The organism is Geobacillus stearothermophilus ATCC 12980 (assembly GCF_030369615.1).
GTDB lineage: Bacteria > Bacillota > Bacilli > Bacillales > Anoxybacillaceae > Geobacillus > Geobacillus stearothermophilus.
In genome coordinates this window covers 1,956,825-1,983,474 of sequence record NZ_CP128494.1, presented here as the reverse complement: position 1 = coordinate 1,983,474, position 26,650 = coordinate 1,956,825, and the positions used below count along the sequence as shown (strand labels likewise).

At 53.6% G+C, this 26,650-nt stretch carries 33 protein-coding genes; 27 read left to right on the top strand and 6 right to left on the bottom strand.

From position 1 onward, the window contains the following. Positions 1-7: 7 nt before the first annotated feature. From QSJ10_RS10805 to QSJ10_RS10765, 9 genes are all read left to right on the top strand, one after another. Positions 8-307 carry a DUF1292 domain-containing protein gene (locus tag QSJ10_RS10805; protein WP_033014756.1) on the top strand — a complete coding sequence of 100 codons (300 nt, stop codon included), beginning with the start codon at positions 8-10 and terminating at the stop codon, positions 305-307. A gap of 99 nt (positions 308-406) precedes the next feature. Then, positions 407-1,498, top strand: a complete 1,092-nt coding sequence (gene mltG, locus QSJ10_RS10800; protein WP_033014755.1) for an endolytic transglycosylase MltG — start codon at positions 407-409, stop codon at positions 1,496-1,498. A gap of 178 nt (positions 1,499-1,676) precedes the next feature. Beyond that, positions 1,677-2,330 carry an O-methyltransferase gene (locus QSJ10_RS10795; RefSeq protein ID WP_033014754.1) on the top strand — a complete coding sequence of 218 codons (654 nt, stop codon included), beginning with the start codon at positions 1,677-1,679 and terminating at the stop codon, positions 2,328-2,330. Then, positions 2,327-3,256: a peptidase U32 family protein gene (locus QSJ10_RS10790; protein ID WP_033011940.1), complete on the top strand. Its 930-nt coding sequence runs from the start codon at positions 2,327-2,329 to the stop codon at positions 3,254-3,256. The genes QSJ10_RS10795 and QSJ10_RS10790 overlap by 4 nt, the downstream gene beginning before the upstream one ends. A gap of 17 nt (positions 3,257-3,273) precedes the next feature. Continuing rightward, positions 3,274-4,542, top strand: a complete 1,269-nt coding sequence (locus tag QSJ10_RS10785) for a peptidase U32 family protein (protein WP_033014753.1) — start codon at positions 3,274-3,276, stop codon at positions 4,540-4,542. Between the two features lies 1 nt (position 4,543). Then, positions 4,544-5,179, top strand: a complete 636-nt coding sequence (gene udk / locus QSJ10_RS10780; protein ID WP_033014751.1) for a uridine kinase — start codon at positions 4,544-4,546, stop codon at positions 5,177-5,179. Between the two features lie 107 nt (positions 5,180-5,286). Beyond that, complete coding sequence (gene greA, locus QSJ10_RS10775; protein WP_011232025.1) at positions 5,287-5,763, top strand: transcription elongation factor GreA; 477 nt, start codon at positions 5,287-5,289, stop codon at positions 5,761-5,763. 114 nt (positions 5,764-5,877) lie between these two features. Beyond that, entirely contained in the window at positions 5,878-7,650 is a 1,773-nt protein-coding gene (locus QSJ10_RS10770; RefSeq protein ID WP_033014750.1) for a peptidoglycan D,D-transpeptidase FtsI family protein, read from the top strand. Between the two features lie 50 nt (positions 7,651-7,700). Then, positions 7,701-8,330, top strand: coding sequence for a YrrS family protein (locus QSJ10_RS10765; protein ID WP_033011947.1), 630 nt, complete (start codon positions 7,701-7,703; stop codon positions 8,328-8,330). A gap of 44 nt (positions 8,331-8,374) precedes the next feature. Here the strand turns inward: QSJ10_RS10765 and QSJ10_RS10760 are convergent, their stop codons facing one another. Beyond that, the gene (locus QSJ10_RS10760; RefSeq protein ID WP_063165193.1) at positions 8,375-8,584 is read right to left on the bottom strand and encodes a YrzA family protein; all 210 of its coding nucleotides are present in this window, start codon (positions 8,582-8,584) and stop codon (positions 8,375-8,377) included. 202 nt (positions 8,585-8,786) lie between these two features. Between QSJ10_RS10760 and QSJ10_RS10755 the strand changes: the two genes are divergently transcribed. The 9 genes from QSJ10_RS10755 to ytvI all read left to right on the top strand — a co-directional run bounded on the left by QSJ10_RS10755 (position 8,787) and on the right by ytvI (position 16,620). Then, on the top strand, positions 8,787-9,434 hold the full coding sequence (locus QSJ10_RS10755) for a class I SAM-dependent methyltransferase (RefSeq protein ID WP_033014748.1): 648 nt from the start codon (positions 8,787-8,789) through the stop codon (positions 9,432-9,434). 14 nt (positions 9,435-9,448) lie between these two features. Beyond that, the gene (gene mtnN, locus QSJ10_RS10750) at positions 9,449-10,153 is read left to right on the top strand and encodes a 5'-methylthioadenosine/S-adenosylhomocysteine nucleosidase (protein ID WP_033014747.1); all 705 of its coding nucleotides are present in this window, start codon (positions 9,449-9,451) and stop codon (positions 10,151-10,153) included. Positions 10,154-10,210: 57 nt separating this feature from the next. Further along, positions 10,211-11,134, top strand: a complete 924-nt coding sequence (locus QSJ10_RS10745; protein ID WP_033011950.1) for a PLP-dependent cysteine synthase family protein — start codon at positions 10,211-10,213, stop codon at positions 11,132-11,134. 1 nt (position 11,135) lies between these two features. Beyond that, complete coding sequence (locus QSJ10_RS10740; protein WP_033011952.1) at positions 11,136-12,269, top strand: bifunctional cystathionine gamma-lyase/homocysteine desulfhydrase; 1,134 nt, start codon at positions 11,136-11,138, stop codon at positions 12,267-12,269. Between the two features lie 62 nt (positions 12,270-12,331). Beyond that, on the top strand, positions 12,332-12,577 hold the full coding sequence (locus QSJ10_RS10735; protein WP_033014744.1) for a YrhC family protein: 246 nt from the start codon (positions 12,332-12,334) through the stop codon (positions 12,575-12,577). A gap of 321 nt (positions 12,578-12,898) precedes the next feature. Beyond that, positions 12,899-13,054: a hypothetical protein gene (locus tag QSJ10_RS10725; RefSeq protein ID WP_172698512.1), complete on the top strand. Its 156-nt coding sequence runs from the start codon at positions 12,899-12,901 to the stop codon at positions 13,052-13,054. Between the two features lie 217 nt (positions 13,055-13,271). Continuing rightward, positions 13,272-13,979, top strand: coding sequence for an RNA polymerase sporulation sigma factor SigK (sigK, locus tag QSJ10_RS10720; RefSeq protein ID WP_033014743.1), 708 nt, complete (start codon positions 13,272-13,274; stop codon positions 13,977-13,979). 213 nt (positions 13,980-14,192) lie between these two features. After that, positions 14,193-15,461, top strand: coding sequence for a cation:dicarboxylate symporter family transporter (locus QSJ10_RS10715; RefSeq protein WP_033014831.1), 1,269 nt, complete (start codon positions 14,193-14,195; stop codon positions 15,459-15,461). Positions 15,462-15,594: 133 nt separating this feature from the next. Further along, positions 15,595-16,620, top strand: a complete 1,026-nt coding sequence (gene ytvI / locus QSJ10_RS10710; RefSeq protein WP_053532212.1) for a sporulation integral membrane protein YtvI — start codon at positions 15,595-15,597, stop codon at positions 16,618-16,620. A 122-nt stretch (positions 16,621-16,742) separates the two neighbouring features. Here the strand turns inward: ytvI and motB are convergent, their stop codons facing one another. The 3 genes from motB to pssA all read right to left on the bottom strand — a co-directional run bounded on the left by motB (position 16,743) and on the right by pssA (position 19,045). Then, entirely contained in the window at positions 16,743-17,537 is a 795-nt protein-coding gene (gene motB / locus QSJ10_RS10705; protein WP_053532211.1) for a flagellar motor protein MotB, read from the bottom strand. Then, a complete protein-coding gene (gene motA / locus QSJ10_RS10700) occupies positions 17,530-18,327 on the bottom strand; it encodes a flagellar motor stator protein MotA (RefSeq protein WP_033014738.1) in 798 nt (265 codons plus the stop codon). The genes motB and motA overlap by 8 nt, the downstream gene beginning before the upstream one ends. Before the next feature lie 178 nt (positions 18,328-18,505). Further along, positions 18,506-19,045 (bottom strand): CDP-diacylglycerol--serine O-phosphatidyltransferase, encoded by a 540-nt coding sequence (gene pssA / locus QSJ10_RS10695; RefSeq protein ID WP_053532210.1) that lies wholly within the window; start codon positions 19,043-19,045, stop codon positions 18,506-18,508. Positions 19,046-19,167: 122 nt separating this feature from the next. Here pssA and QSJ10_RS10690 point away from each other — a divergent pair, with 122 nt between their 5' ends. Next, positions 19,168-19,962, top strand: a complete 795-nt coding sequence (locus QSJ10_RS10690; RefSeq protein ID WP_053532209.1) for a phosphatidylserine decarboxylase — start codon at positions 19,168-19,170, stop codon at positions 19,960-19,962. A gap of 50 nt (positions 19,963-20,012) precedes the next feature. Here the strand turns inward: QSJ10_RS10690 and QSJ10_RS10685 are convergent, their stop codons facing one another. Then, complete coding sequence (locus tag QSJ10_RS10685; RefSeq protein ID WP_053532208.1) at positions 20,013-20,141, bottom strand: sporulation histidine kinase inhibitor Sda; 129 nt, start codon at positions 20,139-20,141, stop codon at positions 20,013-20,015. 339 nt (positions 20,142-20,480) lie between these two features. On the opposite strand from QSJ10_RS10685, the gene QSJ10_RS10680 reads away from it, so the two are divergent. From QSJ10_RS10680 to QSJ10_RS10645, 8 genes are read left to right on the top strand one after another with little or no spacing between them, the layout of a single operon-like run. Further along, entirely contained in the window at positions 20,481-20,996 is a 516-nt protein-coding gene (locus tag QSJ10_RS10680; RefSeq protein ID WP_053532207.1) for a YqeG family HAD IIIA-type phosphatase, read from the top strand. 2 nt (positions 20,997-20,998) lie between these two features. Then, entirely contained in the window at positions 20,999-22,108 is a 1,110-nt protein-coding gene (yqeH, locus tag QSJ10_RS10675; protein ID WP_033014730.1) for a ribosome biogenesis GTPase YqeH, read from the top strand. 23 nt (positions 22,109-22,131) lie between these two features. Then, on the top strand, positions 22,132-22,962 hold the full coding sequence (gene aroE / locus QSJ10_RS10670; RefSeq protein WP_033014729.1) for a shikimate dehydrogenase: 831 nt from the start codon (positions 22,132-22,134) through the stop codon (positions 22,960-22,962). Positions 22,963-22,965: 3 nt separating this feature from the next. Further along, a complete protein-coding gene (gene yhbY, locus QSJ10_RS10665) occupies positions 22,966-23,259 on the top strand; it encodes a ribosome assembly RNA-binding protein YhbY (RefSeq protein WP_033014727.1) in 294 nt (97 codons plus the stop codon). Positions 23,260-23,299: 40 nt separating this feature from the next. Then, the gene (locus tag QSJ10_RS10660; RefSeq protein ID WP_053532206.1) at positions 23,300-23,950 is read left to right on the top strand and encodes a nicotinate-nucleotide adenylyltransferase; all 651 of its coding nucleotides are present in this window, start codon (positions 23,300-23,302) and stop codon (positions 23,948-23,950) included. Next, positions 23,859-24,437 carry a bis(5'-nucleosyl)-tetraphosphatase (symmetrical) YqeK gene (yqeK, locus tag QSJ10_RS10655; RefSeq protein ID WP_049624295.1) on the top strand — a complete coding sequence of 193 codons (579 nt, stop codon included), beginning with the start codon at positions 23,859-23,861 and terminating at the stop codon, positions 24,435-24,437. Before QSJ10_RS10660 ends, yqeK begins: the two co-directional genes overlap by 92 nt. Beyond that, the gene (gene rsfS / locus QSJ10_RS10650; protein ID WP_033014722.1) at positions 24,434-24,790 is read left to right on the top strand and encodes a ribosome silencing factor; all 357 of its coding nucleotides are present in this window, start codon (positions 24,434-24,436) and stop codon (positions 24,788-24,790) included. Before yqeK ends, rsfS begins: the two co-directional genes overlap by 4 nt. After that, on the top strand, positions 24,787-25,530 hold the full coding sequence (locus tag QSJ10_RS10645; RefSeq protein ID WP_033014721.1) for a class I SAM-dependent DNA methyltransferase: 744 nt from the start codon (positions 24,787-24,789) through the stop codon (positions 25,528-25,530). Before rsfS ends, QSJ10_RS10645 begins: the two co-directional genes overlap by 4 nt. Positions 25,531-25,830: 300 nt before the next feature. Here QSJ10_RS10645 and comER read toward each other — a convergent pair whose 3' ends face one another. Then, a complete protein-coding gene (gene comER, locus QSJ10_RS10640; RefSeq protein WP_033014718.1) occupies positions 25,831-26,649 on the bottom strand; it encodes a late competence protein ComER in 819 nt (272 codons plus the stop codon). Position 26,650 lies beyond the last annotated feature (1 nt).

The window sequence follows — 26,650 nt, the reverse complement described above, 5'->3', positions numbered from 1 at the left end:
AGAAAACATGGAACACGGAGACCGTCATATTACCGTTGTCGACGAACAAGGCAACGAGCAGCTGTGCGAAATTTTGTTTACGTTTGAATCGGACGATTTTGGCAAATCGTACGTGTTTTACTATCCGGTCGGCGCCGAAGCCGAAGATGAGGACGGCGAGACAGAGGTGCACGTCTCAGCCTTTGTCCCAGGCAATGAAAACGAAGAGGGCGAGCTGCTCCCGATCGAAACGGAAGAAGAATGGGATATGATTGAAGAAGTGTGGAATACGTTTTGCGCCGAGCAAGAAGGAGAAGACGAGGCGTAACGGACAAAACGGCTGCCTGCGGGCGGCCGTTTTTTAGCGTCCAAAGGCGAAAAATGCCGAAAGTTGTAGTATAATATGGCCGATGAAAGGAGGCTGGAAATGAACCAGAATGGTTTCAAGGCGCCCAAGGCGCGGCTTGGACGGAAAACCGTCTTGATCGTCTGCGCCGCCCTGGTGGCTGCAATCGTCATCGCCGGCGCCGGCAGTTTTTTCTACATCCGTTCGGCGTTCCAGCCGGTTGCTCCGAACGACCGCACTCCTGTCCATGTGTCGATTCCGGTCGGCTCATCGGCGGCGGATATTGCCGAACAGCTTGAACGAAAGCGGCTCATTAAAAGCGCGGCCGTCTTTCGCTTCTATGTTCGCTGGAAAAACGAGTCAGGCTTTCAAACGGGGGAGTATGAGCTGACGCGGGCGATGCCGATGGCGCGCATCATCGAGCTATTGCAAACCGGCCGGTCGCTAAAAATCGGATTGAAGCTCACCATTCCAGAAGGATCGCAGCTTGTGCAAATCGCTGCCATCATCGCCGCCAAAACCGGGTACAAGCAGGAAGACGTGATGAAGCTGTTGAACGATCGCGCGTATATTGAACAGCTTCGCCGCACGTACCCTGAGTTGTTGACAGCGGACATTTTTCAGCGCGGCATTCGTTATCCGCTTGAAGGCTACCTGTTTCCGGCCACTTACGTGTTTGCCGACCAAAAGCCGCCGCTTCCGGAGATCATTGAGGCGATGGTCGCGAAAACGGCGGAGGTGCTCGGTCAATACAAAGAGACGATGAAAGAAAAACAATTGTCGCCGCATCGATTGTTGACCATGTCGTCGTTAATCGAAGAAGAGGCGACCGAGAAAGCCGACCGCGAAAAAATCGCCAGCGTCTTTTACAACCGGCTGCGCATCGGCATGCCGCTGCAAACCGATCCGACCGTCCTGTACGCGCTCGGCAAACATAAAGATCGGGTGCTGTATAAAGACTTGCAAGTTGATTCGCCGTATAATACCTACATTCATCAAGGGCTGCCGCCCGGTCCGATCGCCAACGCCGGCGAGATGTCGATCGAAGCGGCGCTTCAGCCGGCTGCGACCGACTATTTATACTTTCTGGCCACTCCGGCGGGCGACGTCATTTTCACGAAAACGCTCGCCGAGCATAACCGCGAAAAAGCGAAATACATTGGGAAACAATAGCGCAAACTGGAAGTTGCTTGCTCAATGGGCAAAACGGCTTCGCTTTTTTGCCCGTTTATGATACTATAATAAAGTTGAACAGCGCCCCCGCCTGAATCGGGCGGCGGCCAACGATAAGAGTCGGTTGGCGGCTCTTATTTTTCATGCTGATGACATGATCGACGGAGGAGGAGTCCTCTTGCTTTCAGAACATATCGTCCGTTATTTGCGGCAGTTGCGCCCGGCGCCGGATGCAGAAATCGCGGAAATGGAGCGGTACGCCCGCGAACAGCGCGTGCCGATCATCGATCCGGTGAGCATGGAGGTGCTGCTGTTTGTGTTGAACTTGGCTGCGCCGCGCCGCATTTTGGAAATCGGCACCGCGATCGGCTATTCGGCGATCCGGATGGCGAAGGCGCTGCCGGATGTGCGCATTGTGACGATTGAAAAAGACCGGGAGCGGTACGAGCGCGCCCGTTTTTATATCGAGAAAATGAACATAGCCGGACGGATTGAGGTGATTTTGGGCGATGCGCTTGACGCTGTGGCGGATGCGGCAGCGGCGGCGCCGTTTGATGTGCTGTTTATCGACGCGGCCAAAGGGCAATATGAGCGCTTTTTTACGCTGTATGAGCCGCTTCTGGCCGAGGGCGGCCTTGTCATTAGCGACAACGTGCTGTTTAAAGGGCTTGTCGCGGCTGAAGAGCCTGCGGGCAATAAGCGGCTGTGGAACATCGCGCAAAAAATCCGACGCTACAATGAATGGCTGATGGCCCGGAGCGATTACGACACGGTCATCATTCCCGTTGGCGACGGGCTGGCTATATCGAAAAAACGAGGTGAACGAGAATGAAAAAACCGGAATTGCTCGTCACGCCGACGAGCGTTTCCCATATTGAGGAATTGGCTGAAGCGGGAGCGGACGCTGTAATGATCGGCGAACAGCGCTATGGCTTGCGGCTTGCCGGCGAATTTTCCCGCGCCGACGTTGCTGCGGCCATCGAAGCGGCTCACCGGCACGGCATGAACGTGTATGTGGCGATGAACGCCATTTTTCATAATGACAAAGTCGATGAACTGGGCGATTATATCGCTTTTGTCGCCGCCGCCGGCGCTGACGCCATCGTGTTTGGCGACCCGGCCGTGCTGTTGACGGTTCGCGAGGCCGCCCCTCATATGAAGCTCCACTGGAGCACGGAAACGACGGCGACGAACTGGTATACGTGCAACTATTGGGGGCGAAAAGGAGCGAAGCGCGCTGTCTTGGCCCGCGAGTTGAACATGGACGCCATTTTGGAAATCAAAGCCCATGCCGAAGTGGAAATCGAAGTGCAAGTGCATGGGGCGACGTGCATGTACCAATCGAAGCGTTCGCTCATCGGCAACTACTTCGAGTATCAAGGAAAAGTGATGGAAATTGAACGAAAAAAATATGAAAAAGGGATGTTTTTATACGACAAGGAGCGCGACAACAAATATCCGATTTTTGAAGATGAAAACGGCACGCATATTATGAGCCCAAACGATGTTTGCATCATCGACGAGCTTGGCGACATGATCGAAGCCGGCATTGACAGTTTCAAAATCGATGGCATTTTGCATGAGCCTCGCTACATTACGGAAGTGACAAAGCTGTACCGCCGCGCCATTGATATGTGCGCCAAAGACCGCGAGCAGTATGAGCGGGAAAAAGAGGAGCTGCTTGCCGCTGTTGAGGCGCTCCAACCGCCGCACCGCCGATTGGACACCGGATTTTTCTTCAAAGAGACGATTTATTGACAAAGGAGGGAGAACGAATGCTGCTGAAAAACGACCGCATTTCCGAAATCGTTGACGGCAAGCGCGTCATTGTGAAAAAACCGGAATTGCTTGCGCCGGCCGGCAACCTGGAAAAGCTGAAAATTGCCGTCCATTACGGGGCGGATGCCGTCTTTATCGGCGGCCAAGAGTACAGCCTGCGCGCCAACGCCGACAACTTCACGATTGACGAAATTCGCGAAGGAGTTGAATTTGCCAACCGATACGGAGCAAAAGTATACGTCACGGCCAACATTTATGCGCATAATGAAAACATTCCCGGCCTTGACGACTATTTGCGGGCGCTCGAAGATGCCGGCGTCCATGGCATTATCGTCGCCGACCCGCTCATTATTGAGACGGCGCGCCGGGTGGCGCCGAAGCTTGAAGTGCATTTAAGCACCCAGCAATCGCTTTCGAACTGGAAAGCGGTCCAGTTTTGGAAAGAGGAAGGGCTCGAGCGGGTCGTGCTCGCCCGCGAGGTAAGCGCCGAGGAAATTCGGCAAATCAAAGAAAAAGTCGATATCGAAATCGAGGCGTTCATCCACGGAGCGATGTGTTCCGCCTACTCGGGCCGCTGCGTGTTGAGCAACCATATGACGGCGCGCGACTCGAACCGCGGCGGGTGCTGCCAGTCGTGCCGCTGGGACTATGACTTGTACCAGCTGGCTGACGGCCGGGAAATCCCGCTGTTTGCTGAGGGCGATGCTCCGTTTGCCATGAGCGCGAAAGATTTAAACCTCATCCGCGCCATTCCGGCGATGATTGAGCTTGGCGTTGACAGCTTGAAAATTGAAGGGCGGATGAAGTCGATCCATTATGTGGCGACGGTTGTGAGCGTCTACCGGAAAGTGATTGACGCCTACTGTGCCGACCCGGATCATTTCACGATCCGCGAAGAGTGGGTGCGGGAGCTTGACAAGTGCGCCAACCGCGAAACAGCGCCGTCGTTTTTTGACGGGTTTCCGGATTATACGAACCATATGTACGGCACGCACAGCCGGAAGACGACACATGAGTTTGCCGGCCTTGTGCTTGGCTACGATCCGGAGACCGGCATCGCCACCATCCAGCAGCGCAACCATTTTAAACCGGGTGATGAGGTCGAATTTTTCGGCCCGGAAATCGAAAACTTTACCCAAGTGATCGATACTATTTGGGATGAAGATGGCAACAAGCTCGATGCAGCCCGCCACCCGCTGCAAATCGTCAAAGTGCGAGTCAAACGCCCTCTCTTCCCGTACAACATGATGAGAAAGGAGAATTGAGATGGCGGACAAGCCCGTTGTCATCGGCGTCGCCGGCGGTTCCGGCTCGGGAAAGACGAGCGTCGCCCGCGCAATTTATGACCATTTCGGCGATCACTCGATTCTTGTGCTCGAGCAAGATTTTTATTACAAGGACCAAAGCCATCTCCCGTTTGAAGAGCGGCTGAAGACGAACTACGACCATCCGTTGGCGTTTGACAACGACTTGTTGATCGAGCACGTTCATCGGCTGCTTCGCTACGAGCCGATCGACAAGCCGGTGTATGACTATAAGCTGCATACCCGTTCGAACGAAGTCGTCCGCGTCGAGCCGAAGGATGTCATTATTTTGGAAGGCATTCTCGTTTTGGAGGATGAGCGGCTCCGCAATTTGATGGACATCAAAGTGTACGTCGACACCGACCCGGACATTCGCATCATCCGCCGCCTCATCCGCGATATGAAAGAGCGCGGCCGCACGTTTGATTCGGTCATTGAGCAGTATTTGTCCGTCGTGCGGCCGATGCACAACCAGTTTGTCGAACCGACGAAACGCTACGCGGACGTGATCATTCCAGAAGGCGGGCAAAACGCAGTCGCCATCGATTTAATGGTGGCAAAAATTCGCACAGTTCTTGAACAAAAAGCGTTTTTATAATAACATAACAGAGACAAAACAATATATTATATACCAAGTAAGCGTACGAACAGTTGTTTTTCTGTTCGTACGTTTTACATAATGCAAAACATAGAGGAGTGAGACAAATGGCGAATGAAAAGCAGTATCCAATGACGAAAGAGGGAAAAGAGAAACTGGAACAAGAGCTTGAGTACTTAAAAACGGTCAAGCGGAAAGAAGTCGTTGAACGAATCAAAATCGCCCGCGGGTTCGGGGATCTGTCGGAAAACTCGGAATATGACGCCGCGAAAGACGAGCAAGCGTTTGTGGAATCGCGCATTCAAATGCTTGAAAATATGATCCGCAACGCCGTCATCATTGAAGAAGACAAAGAAAACCCGGATGTCGTCTCGCTTGGCAAGTCGGTGACGTTCATCGAGCTTCCGGACGGCGAAGAAGAGACGTACACGATCGTCGGCAGCGCCGAGGCCGACCCGTTCGAAGGGAAAATTTCCAACGACTCGCCGATTGCCAAATCGCTTCTCGGCCGCCGCGTCGGCGATGAGGTGACGGTGCAAACGCCGGGCGGGGAAATGCTGGTCAAAATCGTGGCGGTCAAATAAACAGGCGGACCACCGCGTCCGGGCCGCTCCGAATGAAGGTTGCAGCAAATCGCCGCCGACGGCACGTTTGAAAGGAAAGCACCTCGTCGAAACTGATGATGAGGTGTTTTCATTATGTGGAAAAAACGGACAATCGTCACCATCGCGCTCATCCAGGCTGCCTTGCTGCTGCTGATCGGCCGGTTAGCGCAAATCCAGCTCATTGATTCGGAATCGTTTGCCGGCCGCAATTTAATCGCGGAAAGCGTCGCCCAGCGTACGCAGGAGCTGACAATTGACGACGGGCGCGGCTCGTTCGTCGATCGGAATGGCCGCCCGCTGACAAAGCGGTACGTGCCGTCGCTTGTGCTGTTTCCGTTTTTGGCGACGATGAAATGGCCGATTGAGCAAGTCGCCCGCATCGCCGGCGTTACGGTGGAAGACATCCGCCGCCAGCTTGAGGAGGCAAACGGCCCGTTCATCCTGCAGCAAGACGGCGAGCCGCTCGCCTTAAGCGCCAGCCAAATGAAGCAAATTAACGACTTGCGCATCCCCGGGGTTTTTGCCGTCAAGAAACAATATCCGCTTGAGACGGTGTATGCGCCGCATTTGCTTGGCTTTACCCGGAAGGATGAGAAGCTTCTGCGCATGCGCTATCCGAAGCGTTCGCTCCCGCCGCAGGCTGAAGTTGGCATTCAAGGGCTTGAGAAGGCGTTCGACGAGTTTTTGCTCACAGATGGCGAAACGAAGCTGTTGTACCACGTTGACGCTGAAGGAAGGCCGCTGTTTGGGCTTGATGTGAAATACAGCGACCCGGGCAATCCGTTTTACCCGGCGACTGTCCAAACGACGCTCGATCGTGATATCCAGCAAGAAATGGAGCAAATCGTGGACCGGTACGGGTTGAAAAAAGGCGGGCTCGTCCTGCTCGATGTGGACGACAGCAGCGTGCTCGCCATGGTCAGCCGCCCCAATATGAATCCGCGCGACCCGTATAAAAACAGCGGGGCGGAAAATCAAATGGTGCTGCCGCAAATTCCCGGCTCCGTCTTTAAAACGGTTGTCGCCGCCGCGGCGCTTGAGGAAGGGCTGGCTTCGCCTGCTGCGATGTTTGATTGCAGCAAAAAAATTGACAGCACGACGCTGGATGAGGAGCACGACTACGGCATGCTCAACTTGGCCGACAGCTTTGCCGTCAGCTGCAACAACGCGTTTGCCGCGCTCGGCAAACAGCTCGTTCGCCATGACCCGGATGCATTGGAAACGTATGCGGAAAAGCTCGGGTTGTATCCGACAGCCGGCTGGGAAGGAGCCGTGTACCATGAGGAACATTTCCGTCAATTTCCAGAAGAGCAGAAAGGAACGATTTGGCACGACAAGCGCGATAAGCGGGTGCCGCTTGCCGTGGCGCAAACGGCCATTGGGCAAAAAGATGTGCGCGTCTCCCCGCTTGGCGTCGCCAACATGATGGCGACGATCGCCCGCGGCGGCGAGGCCTTGAAGGTGCGGGTCGTGGACAAAGTGCTGTATAAAAACGGGACGACGTTGTTTTCGTTTTCACCCGAGCCGGCGACGGACAAGGAGCCGCTTGCGCCGCAAACGGCAAGGCAGCTCCAGCAGCTGCTGCGCGGCGTCGTCATCAATGAAGACGGCACCGGCCGCCGCTTTCGCTCGCTTCCGTACGAAGTGGCCGGCAAATCCGGGACGGCGGAGACAGGAAAAACGAAGGGCGGCAGCGAATTAATCAATAAATGGTTTGCCGGCTATTTCCCAGCTGACCGCCCGAAATACGCCCTCGCCGTCGTCGAGCTCGACTGCCCGAGCGGACAGGCGGCCACGAATGATGTGTTTGCCGCGGCGGTTGAGGCGCTTTATGCGTATGACCGAAACAAAAACGACCAGGAGTGACGAATCGATATAATGAATTCGTTGCGGCCACATAAAGGAGGGGGAGGCCGATGCAACAAACCGGAACACGTTTTGCCACCCGCGCCAAGCGGCGGAAAATCAACCGCTGGCTCAATGGAGCAATCGCCGTTGTGGTGTTGCTCATTCTCATTGTCGGTTGGAACATATTGTTCGGCGGCGAGCCGAGCCATAAAGCGGCGGATGCTGAGGCGAAGCCGGCTGCGGGGGCGGATGGGGCGAAGCGGGTCGAAATCGAAACGGGAGAACCGACCGCGCCGTCTGAAACGGAGGAAGCTGCTTCCGGGGACGAGTCCGAACCGGCTGAAGAGGAAGCCGAACAAGACGTGACGGCAACGCCGGGGCCGCCGGGGTCGAATATTGAAAAAGAAATCGTCAACCCGGCATGGCAGCCGGTCGGCACGACGCAATCAGAGCCGCATGAAACGGTGTTTAAAAAAGATTCGGTGGACTGGAAGGAAATGCTCGATGCGGTCAGCTATGCGACCGGCATCGCGCCGGACGATATGATCGTTTGGTTCATCGGCAACAATGGGCCGAACAAAGCGGTGGCGACGATTTCAACGAGAGACCAGACCGCCCATTACCGAGTGTATATTGAATGGGTGACGAATGAAGGATGGAAGCCGACGAAAGTGCAAAAGCTGCGGGAAAAACCGTAGCGATTTTTGAAGGGGAACAGGTGCCCGCTTAGAAGGGGCGCCTGTCATTTTTTTGCCTTAAAGTGGACGACGGCACTGTAAAACCGCTTCCCGTTTTCCATGACATGCATTTGGTGCGACACATGATGGACGGAAAGCAGCAGCGCTTTGTTATGCTCGATTTGCTCGTTGATTTTTTTTTCAAGCGTTCGCAAGTCGTCAGCTTCAAAAAACTCCACTTTGTCTTCAATCAAATCAAGGGAAATGTTCACCATGTCTTTGCCTCCTTTCATCGACAGTGTAGCAAATTTTCCCGCTTCCATCCACCCGCGCAATAGAAGCGGCGATGGGGAACAATACAAATGACAGCGAGCACGATCATTGAACGGCGGAAGAAGTTATGGTACAGTGGGAGCAGGTTATCATCTAAAGAATACTATGTTTATAGGAATTATAAACTTTATGGAGTGAGGCCATATGGGCAGGGAATTTCTTGGTTTGTTCGAGCAATGGGCGGAGTCATACGATCGATCAGTCGAAGGGGGAGATGAGCAATACCGCGATGTGTTTGCCGGTTATGATCGCATTTTAAACACTGTCGCTGATAAAGCCGGCCGTGTTGTGCTTGAATTTGGCGTCGGCACCGGCAATTTGACGAAAAAGCTGCTGGAGCGCGGCAAAACGGTATACGGCATCGAGCCGTCGGCGCCGATGAGAAAAAAAGCAACGGAAAAGCTCGGCGGCCGGGCGGTCATTATGGACGGCGATTTTTTGCAATTTCCGGTTCCTCCTGAGCCAGTCGACACCATTGCCAGCACGTACGCGTTTCACCATTTGACGGATGAGGAAAAAGACGAGGCGCTCGGCAAATATAGCCAACTGCTCCAAACTGGTGGTAAAATAGTGTTTGCCGATACGGCGTTTCGCGACAAAAAGGCGTTCCGCCAAGCTGTCGAAGCCGCACGGGAGCGCGGCTTCCACGATTTGGCTGACGATCTTGAGCGCGAATATTACACGACGCTTGACGTATTGGCTTCGCTGTTTGCCAGCCATGGCTTTTCCGTCTCCTTTGCGCAGCAAAACGCGTTCGTCTGGGTGATGGAGGCGGTGAAACAACCGACATAGAAAGAGGGAGAACGATGAAGGCAGCCATCATTGGAGCAATGGAAGAAGAAGTGGCCATTTTGCGCGCACGCATGGAAGGGCGCGAGGAAACGGTGATCGCCGGATGCGAGTTTTCCACCGGCCGCCTTGGCGGTGCCGAGGTGGTGCTGCTCAAGTCCGGCATCGGCAAGGTGAATGCGGCGATGGGAACGACGCTTTTGCTTGACCGATTCCGCCCTGATTTCGTCATCAACACCGGCTCGGCCGGCGGATTTTTGCCGTCGTTGCGCGTCGGCGATCTCGTCATTTCCGATGAGGTCGTCCACCATGACGTTGATGTGACGGCGTTTGGCTACGCCTACGGGCAAGTTCCCGGCTTGCCGGCGCGCTACCGGGCCGATGGAGCGCTTGTTGAGGCGGCGAAGCAGGCAGCAGCGCGGCTTGACGGTTTGCAGGCGGCGGTCGGTTTGATCGCGACTGGCGATTCGTTTATGAACGATCCGGAACGCGTCAAATTTGTGCGCAGCCAGTTTCCGGAGCTGTGCGCCGTCGAAATGGAGGCAGCCGCCATCGCCCAAGTGTGCGTGCAGTTTGGGACGCCGTTTGTGGTGATTCGGGCGCTGTCCGATATTGCCGGTCAAGAGTCGGATGTGTCGTTTGAACAGTTTTTGGAGACGGCGGCGAAACACTCTGCACAACTGGTGTTGGCTGTGTTGTCCGCCATGCAGAAGCGAAAATAAACGCCAAAACGCAGCCGTCCCGCCGCCAAATGAGCGTGAGGAATGGAGTGACCAACGATGCGGGTAGCAAAAAGCATTCATGAATTAATCGGCCATACGCCGGTCATCGAGATTACACGCTTTCCGTTGCCGGAAGGCGTCCGTTTGTTTGCGAAGCTCGAGTATTTCAACCCAGGCGGAAGCATTAAAGACCGGCTCGGGCAAGAGCTGCTCGAGGAGGCGTTCGCGTCGGGAAAACTAAAAGAAGGGGGCACGATCATTGAGCCGACGGCCGGCAACACCGGCATCGGCTTGGCGCTGGCGGCGATCGGCAAGAACGTCAACGTCATTTTTTGCGTACCGGAAAAATTCAGCGTTGAAAAGCAGCAGCTGATGAAGGCGCTTGGGGCGCAAATTGTCCATACGCCGACCGAAGAGGGGATGGAGGGGGCGATTCGCAAAGCCGAAGAGCTCGCCCGCACGATTCCGGGCGCCTATTGCCCCCAGCAGTTCGAAAACCCGGCCAACCCAAGGACGTATTACAAAACGCTCGGGCCGGAGTTGTGGGACGACTTGGGCGGACAAATCGACGTTTTTGTTGCCGGCGCTGGTTCGGGCGGCACGTTCATGGGGACGGCGACGTTTTTAAAAGAAAAAAATCCGGCCATTAAAACGGTCATCGTTGAGCCGGAAGGATCCATTTTAGGCGGAGGCGAGCCGGGGCCGCACCGAACCGAAGGAATCGGCATGGAGTTTTTGCCGCCGTTTATGGATCCGGAGTATTTTGACGCTATTTACACGATTTCCGACGACGACGCTTTCCGCCGCGTCAGCGAGCTGGCAAGGCGGGAAGGGCTGCTTGTCGGCAGCTCGTCCGGCGCCGCGTTTCATGCCGCTTTGCTCGAGGCGGAACAAGCGAAGCCCGGGACGAACATCGTTGTCATTTTCCCCGACGGGAGCGAGCGATATTTAAGCAAAAACATTTACGAAGGTGGGCGATAAGATGAGACGAAAGACGATGCTCATCCATGGCGGCATCGCAGGCGACCCGTACACTGGGGCGGTGTCGGTCCCAATTTATCAAGTGAGCACGTACAAACAAGAGGAAGTCGGCAAACATAAAGGGTTTGAATACTCGCGCACCGGCAATCCGACGCGCGCGGCGCTCGAAAAGCTCATTGCCGACCTTGAAGGCGGCGAAGCCGGGTTTGCGTTTGCTTCCGGCATGGCCGCCATTACGGCTGTCATGATGCTGTTTCAAAACGGCGACCATATCGTGCTGACCGACGACGTCTATGGCGGCACGTACCGCGTCATGACGAACGTGCTGAACCGGTTCGGGCTTGAGGCGACGTTCGTCGACACGAGCGATGTCGCCAACATTGAAGCGCATATTCGCCCAAACACGAAGGCGATTTACGTTGAAACGCCGACGAATCCGCTTTTGAAAATCACTGACTTGCAAGCCGCCGCCGCCATTGCCCGTGCTCGCGGGCTGCTGTTGATCGTCGATAATACGTTTTCCACTCCGTACTTTCAAACACCGCTTGCGCTTGGCGCCGATATCGTCATCCACAGCGCGACGAAATATTTAGGCGGCCATAGCGACGTCGTCGCCGGGTTGGCGGTTGTCCGCACGCCGGAGCTTGCCGAACGGCTCCATTATGTGCAAAATTCAACCGGAGGCGTGCTCGGCCCGCAAGACTCGTGGCTGCTTATGCGCGGGATCAAAACGCTTGGCGTGCGGATGGAAGAGCATGAACGAAACGCGCGCGCCATTGCCGCCTTTTTGGCCGAGCATACGTCCGTTGCCCGCGTCTATTATCCAGGCCTTCCAAATCATCCGAACCATGAGCTGGCCAAACAACAAATGCGTGGATTCGGCGGCATGATTTCGTTTGATGTCGGCAGCTTGGAGCGCGCGGAGAACGTGCTGTCGCGCGTACGCTACTTTACGCTTGCCGAAAGCTTAGGGGCGGTCGAAAGTTTAATTTCGCTGCCGGGGAAAATGACGCACGCCTCGATTCCGAAAGAGCGGCGCGAACAGCTCGGTATTACAGACGGACTCATCCGCCTGTCCGTCGGGCTTGAGGATGTGAACGATTTGCTCGACGATTTGGCGCAGGCGCTTGGCTGAAATTGCCGCTCCTCCCTTCCGTTCATGTATGATACAGTGAAAGGGGAGAGGAGGGATCGGGCTTGAACGAGCAGCAACGAGACGAGCTGCGGGCGAAGGCGGGCGATTTCAAGATGTACAGCCTTGTCTTGTTCTCGCTCGGTGTGTTTTTCTATTTAGGGACGATCATCCCGGGAGCGCTTGAGGAAGCGAAAAAACCGTTCGCCTTGCTGGCGGTTGCCGGGTGTTTGGCGGCGGCGTTGTACTGCTCGCGCCGCGCTGCCCGTTATGTCTGTCAGCTTGAAGAAGAGAACCCATTTGAACCGTAAACCCGCCTTTTGCCGAAAGGTGGGTTTTTTCTCACGATCACGATTGAGCGGAGAAAGCCGCGGCAGGGGAACAGGGAAGAGAAGCGGTTCGCGCGTGCAGCCGAGGAGGAGCTTGTTGACCGCAAATGCTTTTTCCATCAACGATTGTTGTAAACATGTTCAGCAATGAAGGATGAAAGGAGAGACGATGTATGTCCATTGTAATCGTATGGCTGGTGACGTGGATAAAGCAAAGGGGAAACTCCACTTGACTTAGTCGAAAGTGCGATCGGTGCTCCGCGCACTGTTGTTGACCGTCGAATTTCATGAATTGTTCAAAATGTGGCAGAAGCGTTCCCCGTCTTCTTTGGTAAAATAAAAATAAACGAGAAGGCCAAGGAGGAAACGGGGATGTTCGCCATCGTCACGGCAGTTGTGATTACGGCGTCGATTACGCTCGTCATCGCTGCGGAAGTGAGCGCCGAAGCAGGAGTGTAACAAGGCGGGCGCCTGTCTAGGATGGGAGGGGAACAGCAGGCGAGCTGCAACACAAGAAATGAGTGTGTTTGTTCACTGATACGGGTGGCACGTTTGCCCGCAGCCGGCCTCGTTAAGGGGGTCGGCTGAATTTTTTGTCCAGACACGGACAACAACGCCCCTGCATATACATAACGATAGGCGGTTTCCGCCGATGACAACAGGCGGGGGTGAGAGCATGTCTGGCATTTTTTCAGCATTTGCGTTTTTGTTGAAAGAATTGACGTTTCTCGTCTCGTACATTAAAAACAACGCGTTTCCCCAGCCGTTAAGCGCCAAAGAAGAGGAAAAATATTTGGAGTTAATGGCCAAAGGCGACGAGCAAGCCCGCAACCGGCTCATCGAACATAACTTGCGCCTTGTCGCCCATATTGTCAAAAAGTTCGAAAATACGGGAGAAGAAGTGGAAGATTTAATTTCGATCGGGACGATCGGCTTGATCAAGGCGATTGAAAGCTATTCGCCGGGGAAAGGGACGAAGTTGGCCACATATGCGGCCCGATGCATTGAAAACGAAATCTTGATGCATTTGCGTTCACTGAAAAAAACACGCAAGGACGTTTCTCTTCACGAGCCGATCGGCCAAGATAAGGAAGGAAATGAAATCAGCCTGCTCGATATTTTGAAATCCGAAGGGCAAGACATCGTCGACGAAATTCAGCTTAACATAGAGCTTGAGCAAGTGAAACGATACATCAGCGTGCTAGACGAGCGGGAAAAAGAAGTGATCGTCAAGCGGTTTGGCCTCGGCCGGCAACAGGAGAAAACGCAGCGTGAAATCGCCAAAGAGCTCGGCATCTCAAGAAGCTACGTCTCGCGCATCGAAAAACGGGCATTAATGAAAATGTTTCATGAGTTTTACCGGCAGGAAAAAGAAAAGCAGTGATCATGAAATTCGGGAATGAGGCAGGCGCCTGACCGGCGGCCTGTTTTCTTTTGCCAACGATACAAGTATTTAAATTATTATAAAAAAACAAAATATATTGATAGTTCCTTGCGACAAAGCGGTTTCATTCAAAAGTATTGACAGATTTTATTTTTAATAGCAAAATAATTTCGTCGTTTTTTGTCTAAAATTGTCTAAAGGAGGCGAAGTATGATGAGAAAGATCGGGTTAGCATGGCAAATTTTGATCGGTCTTATTCTCGGGATTATCGTCGGAGTCGTTTTCTACGGAAACCCGAACGTGGCAACGTATTTGCAACCGATTGGGGACATTTTTCTCCGTCTCATTAAGATGATCGTGATTCCGATTGTCGTCTCGAGCTTAATTGTCGGCGTCGCCAATGTCGGCGATGTGAAAAAGCTCGGGAAGCTGGGCGGCAAAACAATCCTTTATTTCGAGATTATCACGACGATTGCGATTGTCGTTGGCCTCTTGGCAGCAAACGTGTTCCAACCAGGCGCCGGCGTCAATATGAAATCGCTTGAGAAAACCGATATTCAATCATACATTGATACGACGAATGAAGTGCAGCACCATTCGATGGTCGAGACATTCGTCAATATCGTGCCGAAAAATGTGTTTGAATCCCTCGCGACAGGAAACATGTTGCCGATCATTTTCTTCTCGGTCATGTTCGGATTGGGTGTAGCCGCGATCGGCGAAAAAGGAAAACCAGTGCTTCGCTTTTTCCAAGGAACGGCGGAAGCGATGTTTTACGTGACAAACCAAGTGATGAAGTTTGCGCCGTTCGGCGTCTTTGCCTTGATCGGGGTGACGGTGTTGAAATTTGGCGTCGCTTCACTTCTTCCGCTCAGCAAGCTTGTTGTGCTCGTTTACGCAGTGATGGCCTTTTTCGTGCTCGTTGTGCTCGGCGGCACCGCGAAATTGGTAGGTGTGAATATCTTTCATATTATTAAAATCTTAAAAAATGAGCTCGTGCTTGCCTATAGCACGTCAAGTTCGGAGACGGTGCTCCCGAAAATTATGGAAAAAATGGAGAGGTTCGGTTGCCCGAAGGCTATCACCTCGTTTGTCGTTCCGACCGGCTATTCGTTCAACTTGGATGGGTCGACGTTGTATCAGGCGCTGGCGGCTGTATTTATCGCCCAACTCTATGGCATTGACATGCCGCTGTCGCAACAAATTTCGCTCGTACTCGTCTTGATGGTGACGTCCAAAGGAATCGCCGGCGTCCCGGGCGTTTCGTTCGTCGTGTTGTTGGCGACGCTCGGCACAGTCGGCATTCCGGTCGAAGGATTGGCGTTTATCGCTGGCATTGACCGCATTTTGGATATGGCGCGCACCGTTGTGAATGTTATCGGCAACTCGCTGGCAGCGGTCGTCATTTCGAAATGGGAAGGGCAATATAACGAAGAACAAGGGAAACAATATATTGCCGAACTGCGCCAGCAAAGCGTCTGACCGGGAAAACAGCGGCTGATCGTTCAGCCGCTGTTTCGCTTTATGCGCAAAAACAGTTGCCGGCCCGCAGTGTGTTCGCTATATTTATAGTGGAACATCATTTTGACAAATCTTGATTAAATGAGGGACGCATGTGAAACGTTGGATCATCATTGCGCTTTTGTCGGCGATCTGTTTATGGCTGCTGCCGTACAGCGTGCCGCTCCTGCTGGCGCTTGCCACCGCCCTCTTGTTGGAGCCGCCTATCCGCCGCCTGCAAGACCAGTATCGGCTGAAGCGCGCGCACGCCGTAACGGCGATTTTTTCACTCTTTTTGGTAATCCTTGGGTTTTCGCTTTATTTTTTAGTTGTCATTTTGGTTCAGCAAGTGATGGCGCTCTCGCAAAACCTTCCGTACGTGCTGAGCGAGGCGACAAAAGTGTTCAACCGCCTCATCGAAACGTGGCGGTTGTATTCAAGTTCGATCCCCCAGGAAATCATTGATTCGCTCGAGCGCGGCGTGCGCACGGTGCAACAGATGCTGCTGTCGTTTGCGACGAATTTGACGCAGTCGCTCGTTCATTATATCACCGCCATCCCGGCGTTTTTCATTCACTTTTTAGTCTATTTGGTCGCATTGTTTCTCATTTCGCTCGACTTGCCGCGAATGAAACGGTCGATCAGCCGCTATTTGTCAGAGCGCACCCGCCAGCGGCTCGGGATGGTCATCGCCCAGCTGAGCAAGGCGGGGATCGGCTTTATTAAAGCGCAATTTTTGCTCAGCCTGGTGACGTTTTTTCTCGCGCTGGCCGGGTTGCTCGTGCTCGGCATTGATTACGCTGCCTTGATGGCGCTCGTCATCGTCATCGTCGACATTTTGCCGATTTTGGGGACCGGCTCAGTGCTTGTTCCGTGGGGCATCATCAGCATGGCGAACGGCGACAATACGCTTGGCGTCGGGCTGATTGTGCTGTTTATCGTCATCACTGTCGTGCGGCGGATCATCGAGCCGAAAGTGTTTTCCACCAATTTGGGCATTTCCCCGCTTGCGGCGCTCGTCAGCGTCTACCTCGGCTTCCAGCTGCTTGGCTTTATCGGGCTGTTTGTCGGGCCGGTCGTTGTCATTTTGATCGAGGCGCTTGCCAAGGCCGGGGTAATTAAGTGGACGATCAAGCTGTGAACAGGTTGCCCGCCGTCGGCCTTTTCCTTTTTTATGAATTGGAACATTGAAACGGAACAGGGCATGAAACGGGTGGAGAGCCCGGAGAAAAGCAAAAGACCGCCGGACAGCAAGGCGGTCTTTTACTGTGCAGGCGCCAGTGAACGGCTTCCGTCGATGCGGGGCAAAATTAAAATCTCGACGCGCCGGTTTTTCATCCGGCCGGCGGCGGTCGTGTTCGTGGCGATCGGCTTGTATTCGCCATATCCTTTGGCGCTGAAGTAGCGAGGGTCGAGTTGCTTGTTCTCAAGCAGAACTTTCATGAAATTGACGGCGCGCATGACGCTCAGCTCCCAATTGGAAGCAAATTTCTCATTATGAATCGGCACGTTGTCCGTATGGCCGCTGATCATGATATTGCGCGGCGGGTTCATGACGAGCAAAGCGGAGATCTCCGCCGCAAGACGCCGGTCTTTCATGCGTACTTCAGCGCTGCCGGAGTCGAATAAAATGTCATCCAAAATGGTGATGGCAAGCCCTTCATCCGTCAACGATGTCTGCAATTTCCCTGTCAAGTGTTTTTGATGAATATAGCTGTCAATTTTCACTTGGATTTGTTTCAGCTCTTCTTTTTCTCCTTCGTTTATAGACGAAGAAGGAGTCTGAGACTGTTGCTGCTGATTTTGCTGCCGCCCTTTTTCGTCTTCCGCAGGCGGTGTGATCGGTTCAATGGGGCTTTGAAAATCAAACACCCCTGTCCCACCGGCAAAGGCGGTGCTGAAGGCGCGGGCGATTTCTTGAAACTTTTTTTGGTTGATCTGGCTGCTGGCAAACAGAACGATAAACAAGGCGAGAAGCAGCGTAAGCAAATCGGCGTACGGAATCAACCAAGATTCGTTTATGTGGTCATCGTGTGAGTGCTTTTTTTTCTTAGCCATTGACCGTTTCCCCTTGCGCTTGCGCCAGCGCCTGATGGCGTTCGCTTTCCGGCAAATAGGACGCAAGTTTTTGTTCGATCATGCGCGGGGCTTGTCCTTCCAAAATGGACAGCACCCCTTCAATCATGATGTAGCGCACGCGCGCCTCTTCCTTCGATTTCCGCCGCAGTTTGTTGGCAAACGGATGCCAAAGAACATAGCCGGTGAAAATGCCGAGCATCGTGGCGACAAAAGCGGCGCTGATCGCTTTGCCGAGCTCAGCGATATTTTCCATGTTCCCGAGCGCAGCGATTAAGCCGATGACAGCGCCCAACACCCCAAGCGTCGGCGCATACGTGCCGGCCTGTGTAAAAATGGCGGCGTTCGCCTCGTGCCGCTCTTCCATGGCGGCAATTTCTTCCGTCATCACATCGCGGATGAACTCTTGCGTCTGCCCGTCGATCGCCATGCTGAGCCCGTTGCGCAAAAACGGATCCTCGATGTCATCCAGCTTCGCTTCGAGCGCCAGCAGCCCTTCGCGGCGGGCGACGTTCGCCCAATCGACGAACAGCGGAATCAGTTGTTCGACCGTCGGCGTCGTTGATTCCGTGAAAATGACTTTGAAAAGTTTTGGCACTTTTTTAATTTCCTGCGTCGGAAAGGCGATCACGACCGCCGCGGCTGTGCCGACGAGAATGATCAAAATGGCGGCTGGATTGATCAATACAGCAGGCGAAACGCCTTTAAAGTACATGCCCAACCCGACGGCGATCACGCCAAGGATGAGGCCGATGACTGATGTTTTATCCAAATTGATCCCCCCCCCCCCGCTTTTTTGTGCAAACGATCCATGCTGCTTTGTTTTATGAAGAAACCATATTTATCATATACTGAATAGAGAAGGTTGAAAAGGGAAAAAGGTGTGACTTTGGACATAAAAAAGCCGCCCAGTCCGTCGGTCAATTGGAAAGGGGCAGCTCCGGCGATCGTCATATTTTTTTCAACTTAAACGTGCCGACCATTAAAAACGATAAAATGAGCGCCAAAAACATAAACGATTGCGGCGGAAAGTACGGAATGGCCAAATAGCCCAACGTCATCAACACTCCGGCAGCCGTGATCGGCAGCCCGGCGAAATAGCCGTTGTTCTCCGTAATGTTGAAACGAGCGAGCCGGAAGGCGCCGCAGGCGATATACAAGATGGTGAACACTGCCCCCGGCGCGCCGAATTCGTAAAACAGCGCTTCGTACATTAACAAGGCGGGCGCGACGCCGAAGGAGACGATGTCGCTCATCGAATCGAGCTGCTTGCCAAGTTCGGATTCAATGTTCATCTTGCGCGCCACAGCGCCGTCAAAGCGATCGACAAACGCTGCTAAAAAAATGAGCAGCACGCTCATATGAAGCTGCCCTTTCAGCGTGGTCAAGACGGAAAAGCCGCCAAGCGACAAGTTCGTCATCGTCAAAATGTTCGCCATGTTTGCTTTCAGCTTTTTTAACGTATAATCTAAATAATCCGATAAGAACAACTCTCCCCACTCCTTTTTCAACAGAAAGCGCCAAAAGAAAATTCTACTACCATTATACTCATTTTGGCGGTAATATGGAAGGTAGTAACGACTGGACGTTTCATAAATTGGAGGGAACGTGCTTGCGAAAATGGCTGTACCGTTTGTTGATTGAGCTGACCAACCACTCGCTTTCTTCAAAGCTGCTCGCTTCGTTTGCCAAATCGCGTCTCAGCGGGCTATTGATATCATCGTATGCAAAAATTTATCATATTAACCAAGACGAAATGGAAAAAAGCCTAAAAAATTATAAGACGTTGCAGCAACTGTTCGTCCGCCGGCTGAAGGCTGGGGTGAGGCCGGTCGATGCGGATGAGCATACGGTCGTCAGCCCGGTCGATGCTGTCATTGAAGACATGGGTGTGATACAAGAAAACTGCGAAATGATCGTCAAGGGAAAGCCGTATTCCATTGCGGAAATGCTCGGTAGCGTGGAAGCGGCGAAGCCGTATGTGAACGGGTTCTTTTTTATTCTGTATTTAAGCCCGAGCCATTATCACCGCATCCACAGCCCAATATCTGGAGTGATCGAAAAGCAGTGGGCGATCGGCCGCAAGTCATATCCGGTCAACCGTCTTGGCTTAAAATATGGGCGTCGGCCGCTCGAGAAAAATTACCGCCTCATCACCGAGGTCACAGCTGGCGGCAAGCGCTTGGCGATTGTGAAAATCGGCGCCATGTTCGTCAACAGCATCGAGTTGACCCATACGGGAGAGCAGCTCGTGAAAGGGGAGGAGATGGCGTATTTTTCGTTCGGTTCAACGGTCGTCTTGCTGTTTGAACGCGGAAGTTTCGCCCCTGACCCACGCATTGCTGCGCCGATGCCGGTGAAAGTCGGCGAACGGCTCGGCTATTGGCGCGAGGCGCACGAGCTATAAGGCTTTTGGCAACAAAAAAAAGCCCGAAGGCCTCCGTTTCACGACGACAGCTAGATTTTATGGGTCAATGAGCGGCGCTGGATTTCCTTTTCGATCAATTCGATGAATTCCAGGCTTAAGTTGAGTTCTTTCGCCTTGAAGTACGACTTGATCAACAGTTCATCCGATAAATGTCTCATCGGCGAAGCCCTCCTTTTGAATGGAATGAAATGATGGGTTTATACATATAATGGTAGGTTACTTTCAATGTACCACAATTTGCAAAATAGAACAACCGTTCTGTTATCCACAGGGGTGGTGGATAATGTGTGGAAAACTTGTTTATAAAGTAGTGTAGGCATGATCATCACTTTGTGAATGTTGTGGATAACAGTTATCCACAAACTAGGAGGGCGCGGAATTTGTCGAAAACTTTCTGTTCTGCATGTCTGCAGCCGGTCGGCTGCCAAACTTTGTTTTGAAATGAACGGCCAAATTCGCTATCATGGGAAAAGCAAAGACAAAGGCAGGTGAGCGATATGCTTCATTATTTTTTGCCAAGCCAATTTGTGAAGCGCGTCATTGACATTCAGCCGGACGATCTGAAGAAAAAAGGGGTAAAAGGAATTATCACCGATCTGGACAATACGCTCGTTGAATGGGACCGGCCCAGCGCCACGCCGGAGCTGGCCGCCTGGTTTGAGACGGTCAAGCGGGCGGGCATTAAGGTTGTGATCGTATCGAATAATAATAAACGACGCGTGCAGTCGTTTGCCGAACCGCTTGGCATCCCGTTCATCTTTGAAGCGCGCAAACCGCTGACGCGCGCATTTTTGCAGGCACTGGCCATGATGGGGCTGAGCAAAGAGGAAGTCGTCGTCATCGGCGATCAGCTGCTGACCGATGTGCTTGGGGGCAACCGGCTCGGACTGAACACGATTTTAGTCGTCCCGGTCGCCCAGACGGACGGATTATGGACGCGCGTTAACCGGAAAATGGAACGGAAAATTTTAAACGCTATGCGGAAAAAAGGCATGATTTATTGGGAGGAATGATCGTGGAGCCACAACTGCGTTGCATCGGCTGCGGGGCGGCCATTCAGTTCGAAAACCCAAAAAACGCGGGGTATGCGCCAAAAAGCGTGCTCGAAAAAGATGCGGAAGAGGTGATTTGCCAGCGCTGCTTCCGCCTAAAACATTACAACGAGGTGCAAGATGTGCCGCTTGACGATGATGATTTTTTGAGCATGTTGCACCGCATCGGGGAATCGAAGGCGCTTGTCGTCAACATCGTCGATATTTTTGACTTTAACGGAAGCTTTATTCCAGGATTGCCACGGTTTGCGGCTGACAACCCGATTTTGCTTGTCGGCAACAAGGCGGATTTATTGCCGCGGTCGGTCAAATACCCGAAGCTGCTGCGCTGGATGCGCCGCATGGCGGAAGAGCTGGGGCTCTGTCCGGTTGACGTCTGCCTTGTCAGCGCAGCGAAAGGAATTGGCATGGCGAAGGTGATGGAAGCGATCAATCGCTACCGTGAGGGCGGCGATGTCTACGTCGTCGGCTGCACGAATGTCGGCAAGTCGACGTTCATCAATCGCATCATTGAAGAGGCGACCGGCAAAGGGAATGTGATTACCACGTCATATTTCCCGGGGACGACACTCGATATGATCGAAATTCCGCTTGAGAGTGGAGCGACGTTGTATGATACGCCAGGGATCATCAACCATCACCAAATGGCGCACTTTGTCGATGCGCGCGATTTGAAAATCATTACGCCGAAGCGGGAAATCCATCCGCGCGTTTATCAGCTCAACGAAGGGCAGACGCTCTTTTTCGGCGGTTTGGCCCGTCTCGATTACATCAAAGGCGGGCGCCGTTCGTTCGTCTGCTACATGGCCAATGAGTTGACGGTTCATCGGACAAAGTTGGAAAAAGCCGACTCCCTTTATGCCAATCAGCTTGGCGAGTTGCTGTCGCCGCCAAGCAAGCGCTATGCCGCTGAATTTCCGCCGCTTGTGCCGCGCTCGCTGTCGGTGAAAGAGCGGAAGACGGACATCGTCTTTTCCGGACTCGGCTGGGTGACGTGCAACGACCCGGGAGCTCAGCTTGTCGTCCATGCTCCAAAAGGGGTCGATGTATTTATCCGTCAATCGTTGATTTAATGGAAAGCGGGAGGGGGAGAAACGTGGAAAAGGTATACGGGTTGATTGGGTTTCCCGTCGAGCACTCGCTGTCGCCGCTCATGCATAATGATGCATTCGCCTGTTTGGGCATTCCGGCGCGCTATCATTTGTTTTCCGTCGAGCCGGGGCAAGTCGGGGCGGCGCTTGCTGGTGTTCGTGCGCTCGGCATCGCTGGCGTGAACGTGACGATTCCACATAAAATGGCGGTTATTCCGTTTTTGGACGAAGTGGACGAACATGCGCGCCGCATCGGGGCGGTAAATACAATCGTCAATGACAACGGCCGGCTCGTCGGCTATAATACGGACGGACCTGGCTACGTCAAGGCGCTCGAGGAGGAAATGGACGTCAGTCTCGACGGCAAGCGGATTTTGGTGATCGGCGCTGGCGGCGGGGCGCGCGGCATTTACTTTTCGTTGCTGTCGACGGCAGCCAAGCGCATCGATATGACCAACCGGACGGCGGAAAAGGCGGAGCAGCTCGTGCGCGAAGGGGAGGATGGCCGCTCGGCGTATTTTTCACTCGCCGAGGCGGAAACGCGGCTTGACGAATACGATATTATGATCAATACCACTTCTGTCGGCATGCATCCGCGTGTCGAGGCGCAGCCGCTTTCCCTTGAACGGCTGCAGCCGGGGACGATCGTATCGGATATCATTTACAACCCGCTTGAAACGAAGTGGCTGAAGGAAGCGAAAGCACGCGGCGCTCGTGTGCAAAACGGCGTCGGCATGCTCGTGTACCAGGGAGCGCTAGCGTTTGAAAAATGGACCGGCCAATGGCCGGATGTCAACCGGATGAAACAGCTTGTCATCGAAGCGTTAAGGAGGTAACATATGCTGACGGGAAAACAAAAACGGTTTTTGCGGGCGCAAGCTCATCATATCAAGCCGATTTTCCAAGTCGGCAAAGGCGGCGTCACCGAAGAGATGACGAAACAAATTGCCGCAGCGCTGGAGGCGCGCGAACTGTTGAAAGTGAGCGTGTTGCAAAACTGCGAAGAAGACCGCTACACCGTCGCTGAGCAGCTGGCAGCCGGGACGGGGGCCGAACTTGTGCAAGTGATCGGCAATACGATCGTCTTATACAAAGAGTCGAAAGAACACAAACAAATCGTTTTGCCTGACTGACAAGCGGCGCGGCCAAGATGAAACGGCGGGGGGAAGGAAGATGGGAAAAATCGGGATTCTCGGCGGAACGTTCGATCCGCCCCATTACGGCCATTTGATTATGGCGAATGAAGTGCTTGACGCCCTTGAGTTGTCACAAATTTGGTTTCTGCCCAACCGCCTTCCTCCCCATAAGCAGCACGAACAAGTGACGAAAAGCGAGGATCGGCTCCGCATGCTCGAGTTGGCGGTGGCCGGTCATCCATACTTTCGTGTTGAGACGATCGAGCTTGAACGGGAGGGGCCTTCCTATACGTACGATACGGTCCAGCAGCTCGTCGCCATGCATCCGGATGATGAGTTTTATTTCATTATCGGGGCGGATATGGTCGAATATTTGCCGAACTGGCACCGCATTGACGAGCTGATTAAGCTTGTGACGTTTGTCGGGGTGAAGCGCCCCGGTTATTCCATGGAAACGCCATACCCGGTCGTCGAGGTGGAGGTGCCGCAGTTTGCCGTCTCTTCGTCGCTTATCCGCCAGCGGGTGCAAAACGGGCAGACGATCCGCTACCTCGTGCCGGAAGGTGTGAGACTTTATATTGAGGAGAAGGGATTATATGGAGCGAGAACAGGCGTTGCTGATTGTGAAACAACAGTTGACGGAGCAGCGCTACGAGCATACGCTTGGCGTTGTCGAAACGGCCGTTAAGCTAGCCAACCAGTATGGCGCCGACGCGAAAAAAGCGGAATTGGCCGCCATTTTCCATGACTATGCGAAATTCCGCCCGGTTGAAGAAATGAAACAAATCATTTTGGCGCACAATATGCCCAACGACTTGCTTGCGTACAACAGTGAATTGTGGCATGCGCCCGTCGGCGCCTATTTGGTGCAGACGGAAGTCGGCATTGACGATCCAGACGTGCTGGATGCCATTCGCTACCATACATCGGGAAGAGCTGAAATGACGCTGCTTGAAAAAATTATTTATTTGGCTGACTATATCGAACCGGGGAGGAAGTTTCCCGGCGTTGAGGAAGTAAGGCGCCTCGCCGAGGAAGATCTCGATCGCGCGCTGTTGCAGGCGGTGAAAAATACGATTGCGTTTTTGCTTGAGAAGCGCCAGCTCATTTATCCAGATACGATTCATGCGTACAATTCACTCGTGCGTGAAGTGAAGGGGGAAGAAAAACAGTGACGGAACAAGAGGCGTTGCAGCTTATCGTTCGCGCCGCGGATGATAAAAAGGCGGAAAACATTGTCGTGCTCAATATGAAAGGCATTTCGCCCGTTGCCGATTATTTTGTCATTTGCCATGGCAATTCGGACAAACAAGTGCAGGCCATCGCCCGCGAAATTCAAGACCAAGCGGAAGAGCACGGCTTAGCGGTGAAGCGGGTTGAAGGATTCCAGGAGGCGAAATGGGTGCTTGTGGACCTCGGCGACATCGTCGCCCACGTGTTTGCGAAAGACGAGCGCGACTATTACAATCTCGAACGGCTTTGGGGGGACGCCCCAATGGAAGACGTCGCGGCTGTGCTGCAGCCATGACCTATGCTCGTTTCGCCGATTGGTACGATGCGCTCATGGCCGAGGCGCCGTATGATGCGTGGCAATCATTTGTCGAGCGGGTTTTCGCCCGATACGCCAAACGGCCGGGACGGCGGGTTGTCGACATCGGCTGCGGGACGGGAGAGCTTGCCATCCGCCTCGCCAAGGCCGGATGGCAAGTATCCGGCGTGGATCTCTCTGAACATATGCTCGCCGTCGCCCAGGCGAAAGCGGAGGCAGCCGGTGTCCACGTGCCGTTTTTCGAGCAAAACATGGCGGAGCTGGACGGATTTTCCGGCCTTGATGGCGCCTTCATTTTTTGCGATGCGCTCAACTATTTGACAGATGAAGAGGACGTGAGACGGACGTTCGCCGCCGTCTCCCGCGCGCTCGGTCCTGAAGGGCTGCTGCTGTTTGACGTCCACTCGGTTTACAAAATGGACGTCTTGTTCCGCAATGCCGTCTTCGCCGATCAAGGCGACGATCTCAGCTACATTTGGACGTGCCATCCGCTTGACTGGCCGCACAGCGTCGGGCACGAACTGACGTTTTTCGCCCGCCGCGGCGATCTTTACGAGCGCTATGACGAATGGCACGAACAGCGCACGTTTGAGCGCGCTGTCTATGAGCGATGGCTCGATTCCGCTGGCTTTGAGGTGCTCGAGGTGACCGCCGATTTCACCGATGCGCCCCCGACCGAGACGGCGGAACGGTGGTTTTTTGTGGCGAGGAGGCGATGAGGGCGAGATCGACAAAAACGAAGGCGCTGTTGCCAGCGAAGCATTGGAGACATGGTTGAACACTGCGCCAAATAGGATGAAAAGAAGGAAAGAGCCGCATGGCTCTTTTTTTTATGCGCATGTGGAAAAGAAGGGGGTGAATGTATGGCCAAATGTTGCGATCGACGCGATTGACGGCTGGGAAATTGAAAAAGATGTGTGAGTTAGAAGGATTATGCACCCGGCTATTAAGCCGGGTGAGGATTGAAACAAATTTGGTCAGGCCAAGCAGGAATTTGCCGCTTGCTGTCGAATTCATGTTCACGAAAATTGTTGCTTCACCTTTTCCACATCTTCTTGAAACTTCTCATGTGTTTTCGCCAGCACTTCTTCGAAGACGCCGTCGAGCCGCTGTTCGAGGACGGCGATTCCTTCCCCGGTGATTCCGCCTTTGACGCACACTTTTTCCTGCAGCGTCGGGAGCGTGTACAAGTTTTGCTTCATCAATTCCGCGAAGCCGATGATCATGTCGGTCACCAGCATCGTCGCCTGTTCTTTCGTGATGGCGGTTTTGGCCGCTGCGGCGTCGATGAAGCGTTGCAGCAAATAGCTGAAAAACGCCGGACCGCAGCTGGAGATGTCGGAAGCGACGCGGGTGATGGCCTCATCGATATACACCGGCGAGGCGATGCGCCGGAGAAGATCATCGATCGTTTGCCGGCAGTCGGCCGAACAGCGTGATCCGATTGTGATGAGTATGCTGCCGGAGAGCGCGCGGTTTGTGATGCTCGGAATGGCGCGCACGACTTGGCAAGGGACGGCTGTTTCAAGCTGTTTTACGCTGATCGGGCTTGTGATCGACACAAGGCAATGCTCCTTTGTCCAGTGCGGGGCCAGCTGCTGCAACAATGGGTGGATGTCGAGCGGTTTGACGCATAAAAAAACGAAACTGGATTGTTTGACGACTTCAGCCGCATCGGCAACCACTGCCATGCCGGGATGCGCGCGTTGTATCGCGAACGCTTTCGCAAGCGTACGGTTCGTGATGACGAGCTGATCCGCTTTCACAGCGCCGGAGTCGAGGAACGCTTCGATTAAGATGGTGCCCATATTCCCCGTGCCGATGACGCCGATGTTCATG

What these genes read in the sequence shown, in the direction of transcription:
- QSJ10_RS10805 (WP_033014756.1), top strand. Translation starts at nt 8, where the DNA reads ATGGAACACGGAGACCGTCATATTACCGTTGTCGACGAACAAGGCAAC.
- mltG (WP_033014755.1), top strand. Translation starts at nt 407, where the DNA reads ATGAACCAGAATGGTTTCAAGGCGCCCAAGGCGCGGCTTGGACGGAAA.
- QSJ10_RS10790 (WP_033011940.1), top strand. Translation starts at nt 2,327, where the DNA reads ATGAAAAAACCGGAATTGCTCGTCACGCCGACGAGCGTTTCCCATATT.
- QSJ10_RS10785 (WP_033014753.1), top strand. Translation starts at nt 3,274, where the DNA reads ATGCTGCTGAAAAACGACCGCATTTCCGAAATCGTTGACGGCAAGCGC.
- udk (WP_033014751.1), top strand. Translation starts at nt 4,544, where the DNA reads ATGGCGGACAAGCCCGTTGTCATCGGCGTCGCCGGCGGTTCCGGCTCG.
- greA (WP_011232025.1), top strand. Translation starts at nt 5,287, where the DNA reads ATGGCGAATGAAAAGCAGTATCCAATGACGAAAGAGGGAAAAGAGAAA.
- QSJ10_RS10770 (WP_033014750.1), top strand. Translation starts at nt 5,878, where the DNA reads ATGTGGAAAAAACGGACAATCGTCACCATCGCGCTCATCCAGGCTGCC.
- QSJ10_RS10765 (WP_033011947.1), top strand. Translation starts at nt 7,701, where the DNA reads ATGCAACAAACCGGAACACGTTTTGCCACCCGCGCCAAGCGGCGGAAA.
- QSJ10_RS10760 (WP_063165193.1), bottom strand. Translation starts at nt 8,584, where the DNA reads ATGGTGAACATTTCCCTTGATTTGATTGAAGACAAAGTGGAGTTTTTT.
- QSJ10_RS10755 (WP_033014748.1), top strand. Translation starts at nt 8,787, where the DNA reads ATGGGCAGGGAATTTCTTGGTTTGTTCGAGCAATGGGCGGAGTCATAC.
- mtnN (WP_033014747.1), top strand. Translation starts at nt 9,449, where the DNA reads ATGAAGGCAGCCATCATTGGAGCAATGGAAGAAGAAGTGGCCATTTTG.
- QSJ10_RS10745 (WP_033011950.1), top strand. Translation starts at nt 10,211, where the DNA reads ATGCGGGTAGCAAAAAGCATTCATGAATTAATCGGCCATACGCCGGTC.
- QSJ10_RS10740 (WP_033011952.1), top strand. Translation starts at nt 11,136, where the DNA reads ATGAGACGAAAGACGATGCTCATCCATGGCGGCATCGCAGGCGACCCG.
- sigK (WP_033014743.1), top strand. Translation starts at nt 13,272, where the DNA reads ATGTCTGGCATTTTTTCAGCATTTGCGTTTTTGTTGAAAGAATTGACG.
- QSJ10_RS10715 (WP_033014831.1), top strand. Translation starts at nt 14,193, where the DNA reads ATGAGAAAGATCGGGTTAGCATGGCAAATTTTGATCGGTCTTATTCTC.
- motB (WP_053532211.1), bottom strand. Translation starts at nt 17,537, where the DNA reads ATGGCTAAGAAAAAAAAGCACTCACACGATGACCACATAAACGAATCT.
- QSJ10_RS10685 (WP_053532208.1), bottom strand. Translation starts at nt 20,141, where the DNA reads ATGAGACATTTATCGGATGAACTGTTGATCAAGTCGTACTTCAAGGCG.
- QSJ10_RS10680 (WP_053532207.1), top strand. Translation starts at nt 20,481, where the DNA reads ATGCTTCATTATTTTTTGCCAAGCCAATTTGTGAAGCGCGTCATTGAC.
- yhbY (WP_033014727.1), top strand. Translation starts at nt 22,966, where the DNA reads ATGCTGACGGGAAAACAAAAACGGTTTTTGCGGGCGCAAGCTCATCAT.
- QSJ10_RS10660 (WP_053532206.1), top strand. Translation starts at nt 23,300, where the DNA reads ATGGGAAAAATCGGGATTCTCGGCGGAACGTTCGATCCGCCCCATTAC.
- yqeK (WP_049624295.1), top strand. Translation starts at nt 23,859, where the DNA reads ATGGAGCGAGAACAGGCGTTGCTGATTGTGAAACAACAGTTGACGGAG.
- QSJ10_RS10645 (WP_033014721.1), top strand. Translation starts at nt 24,787, where the DNA reads ATGACCTATGCTCGTTTCGCCGATTGGTACGATGCGCTCATGGCCGAG.
- comER (WP_033014718.1), bottom strand. Translation starts at nt 26,649, where the DNA reads ATGAACATCGGCGTCATCGGCACGGGGAATATGGGCACCATCTTAATC.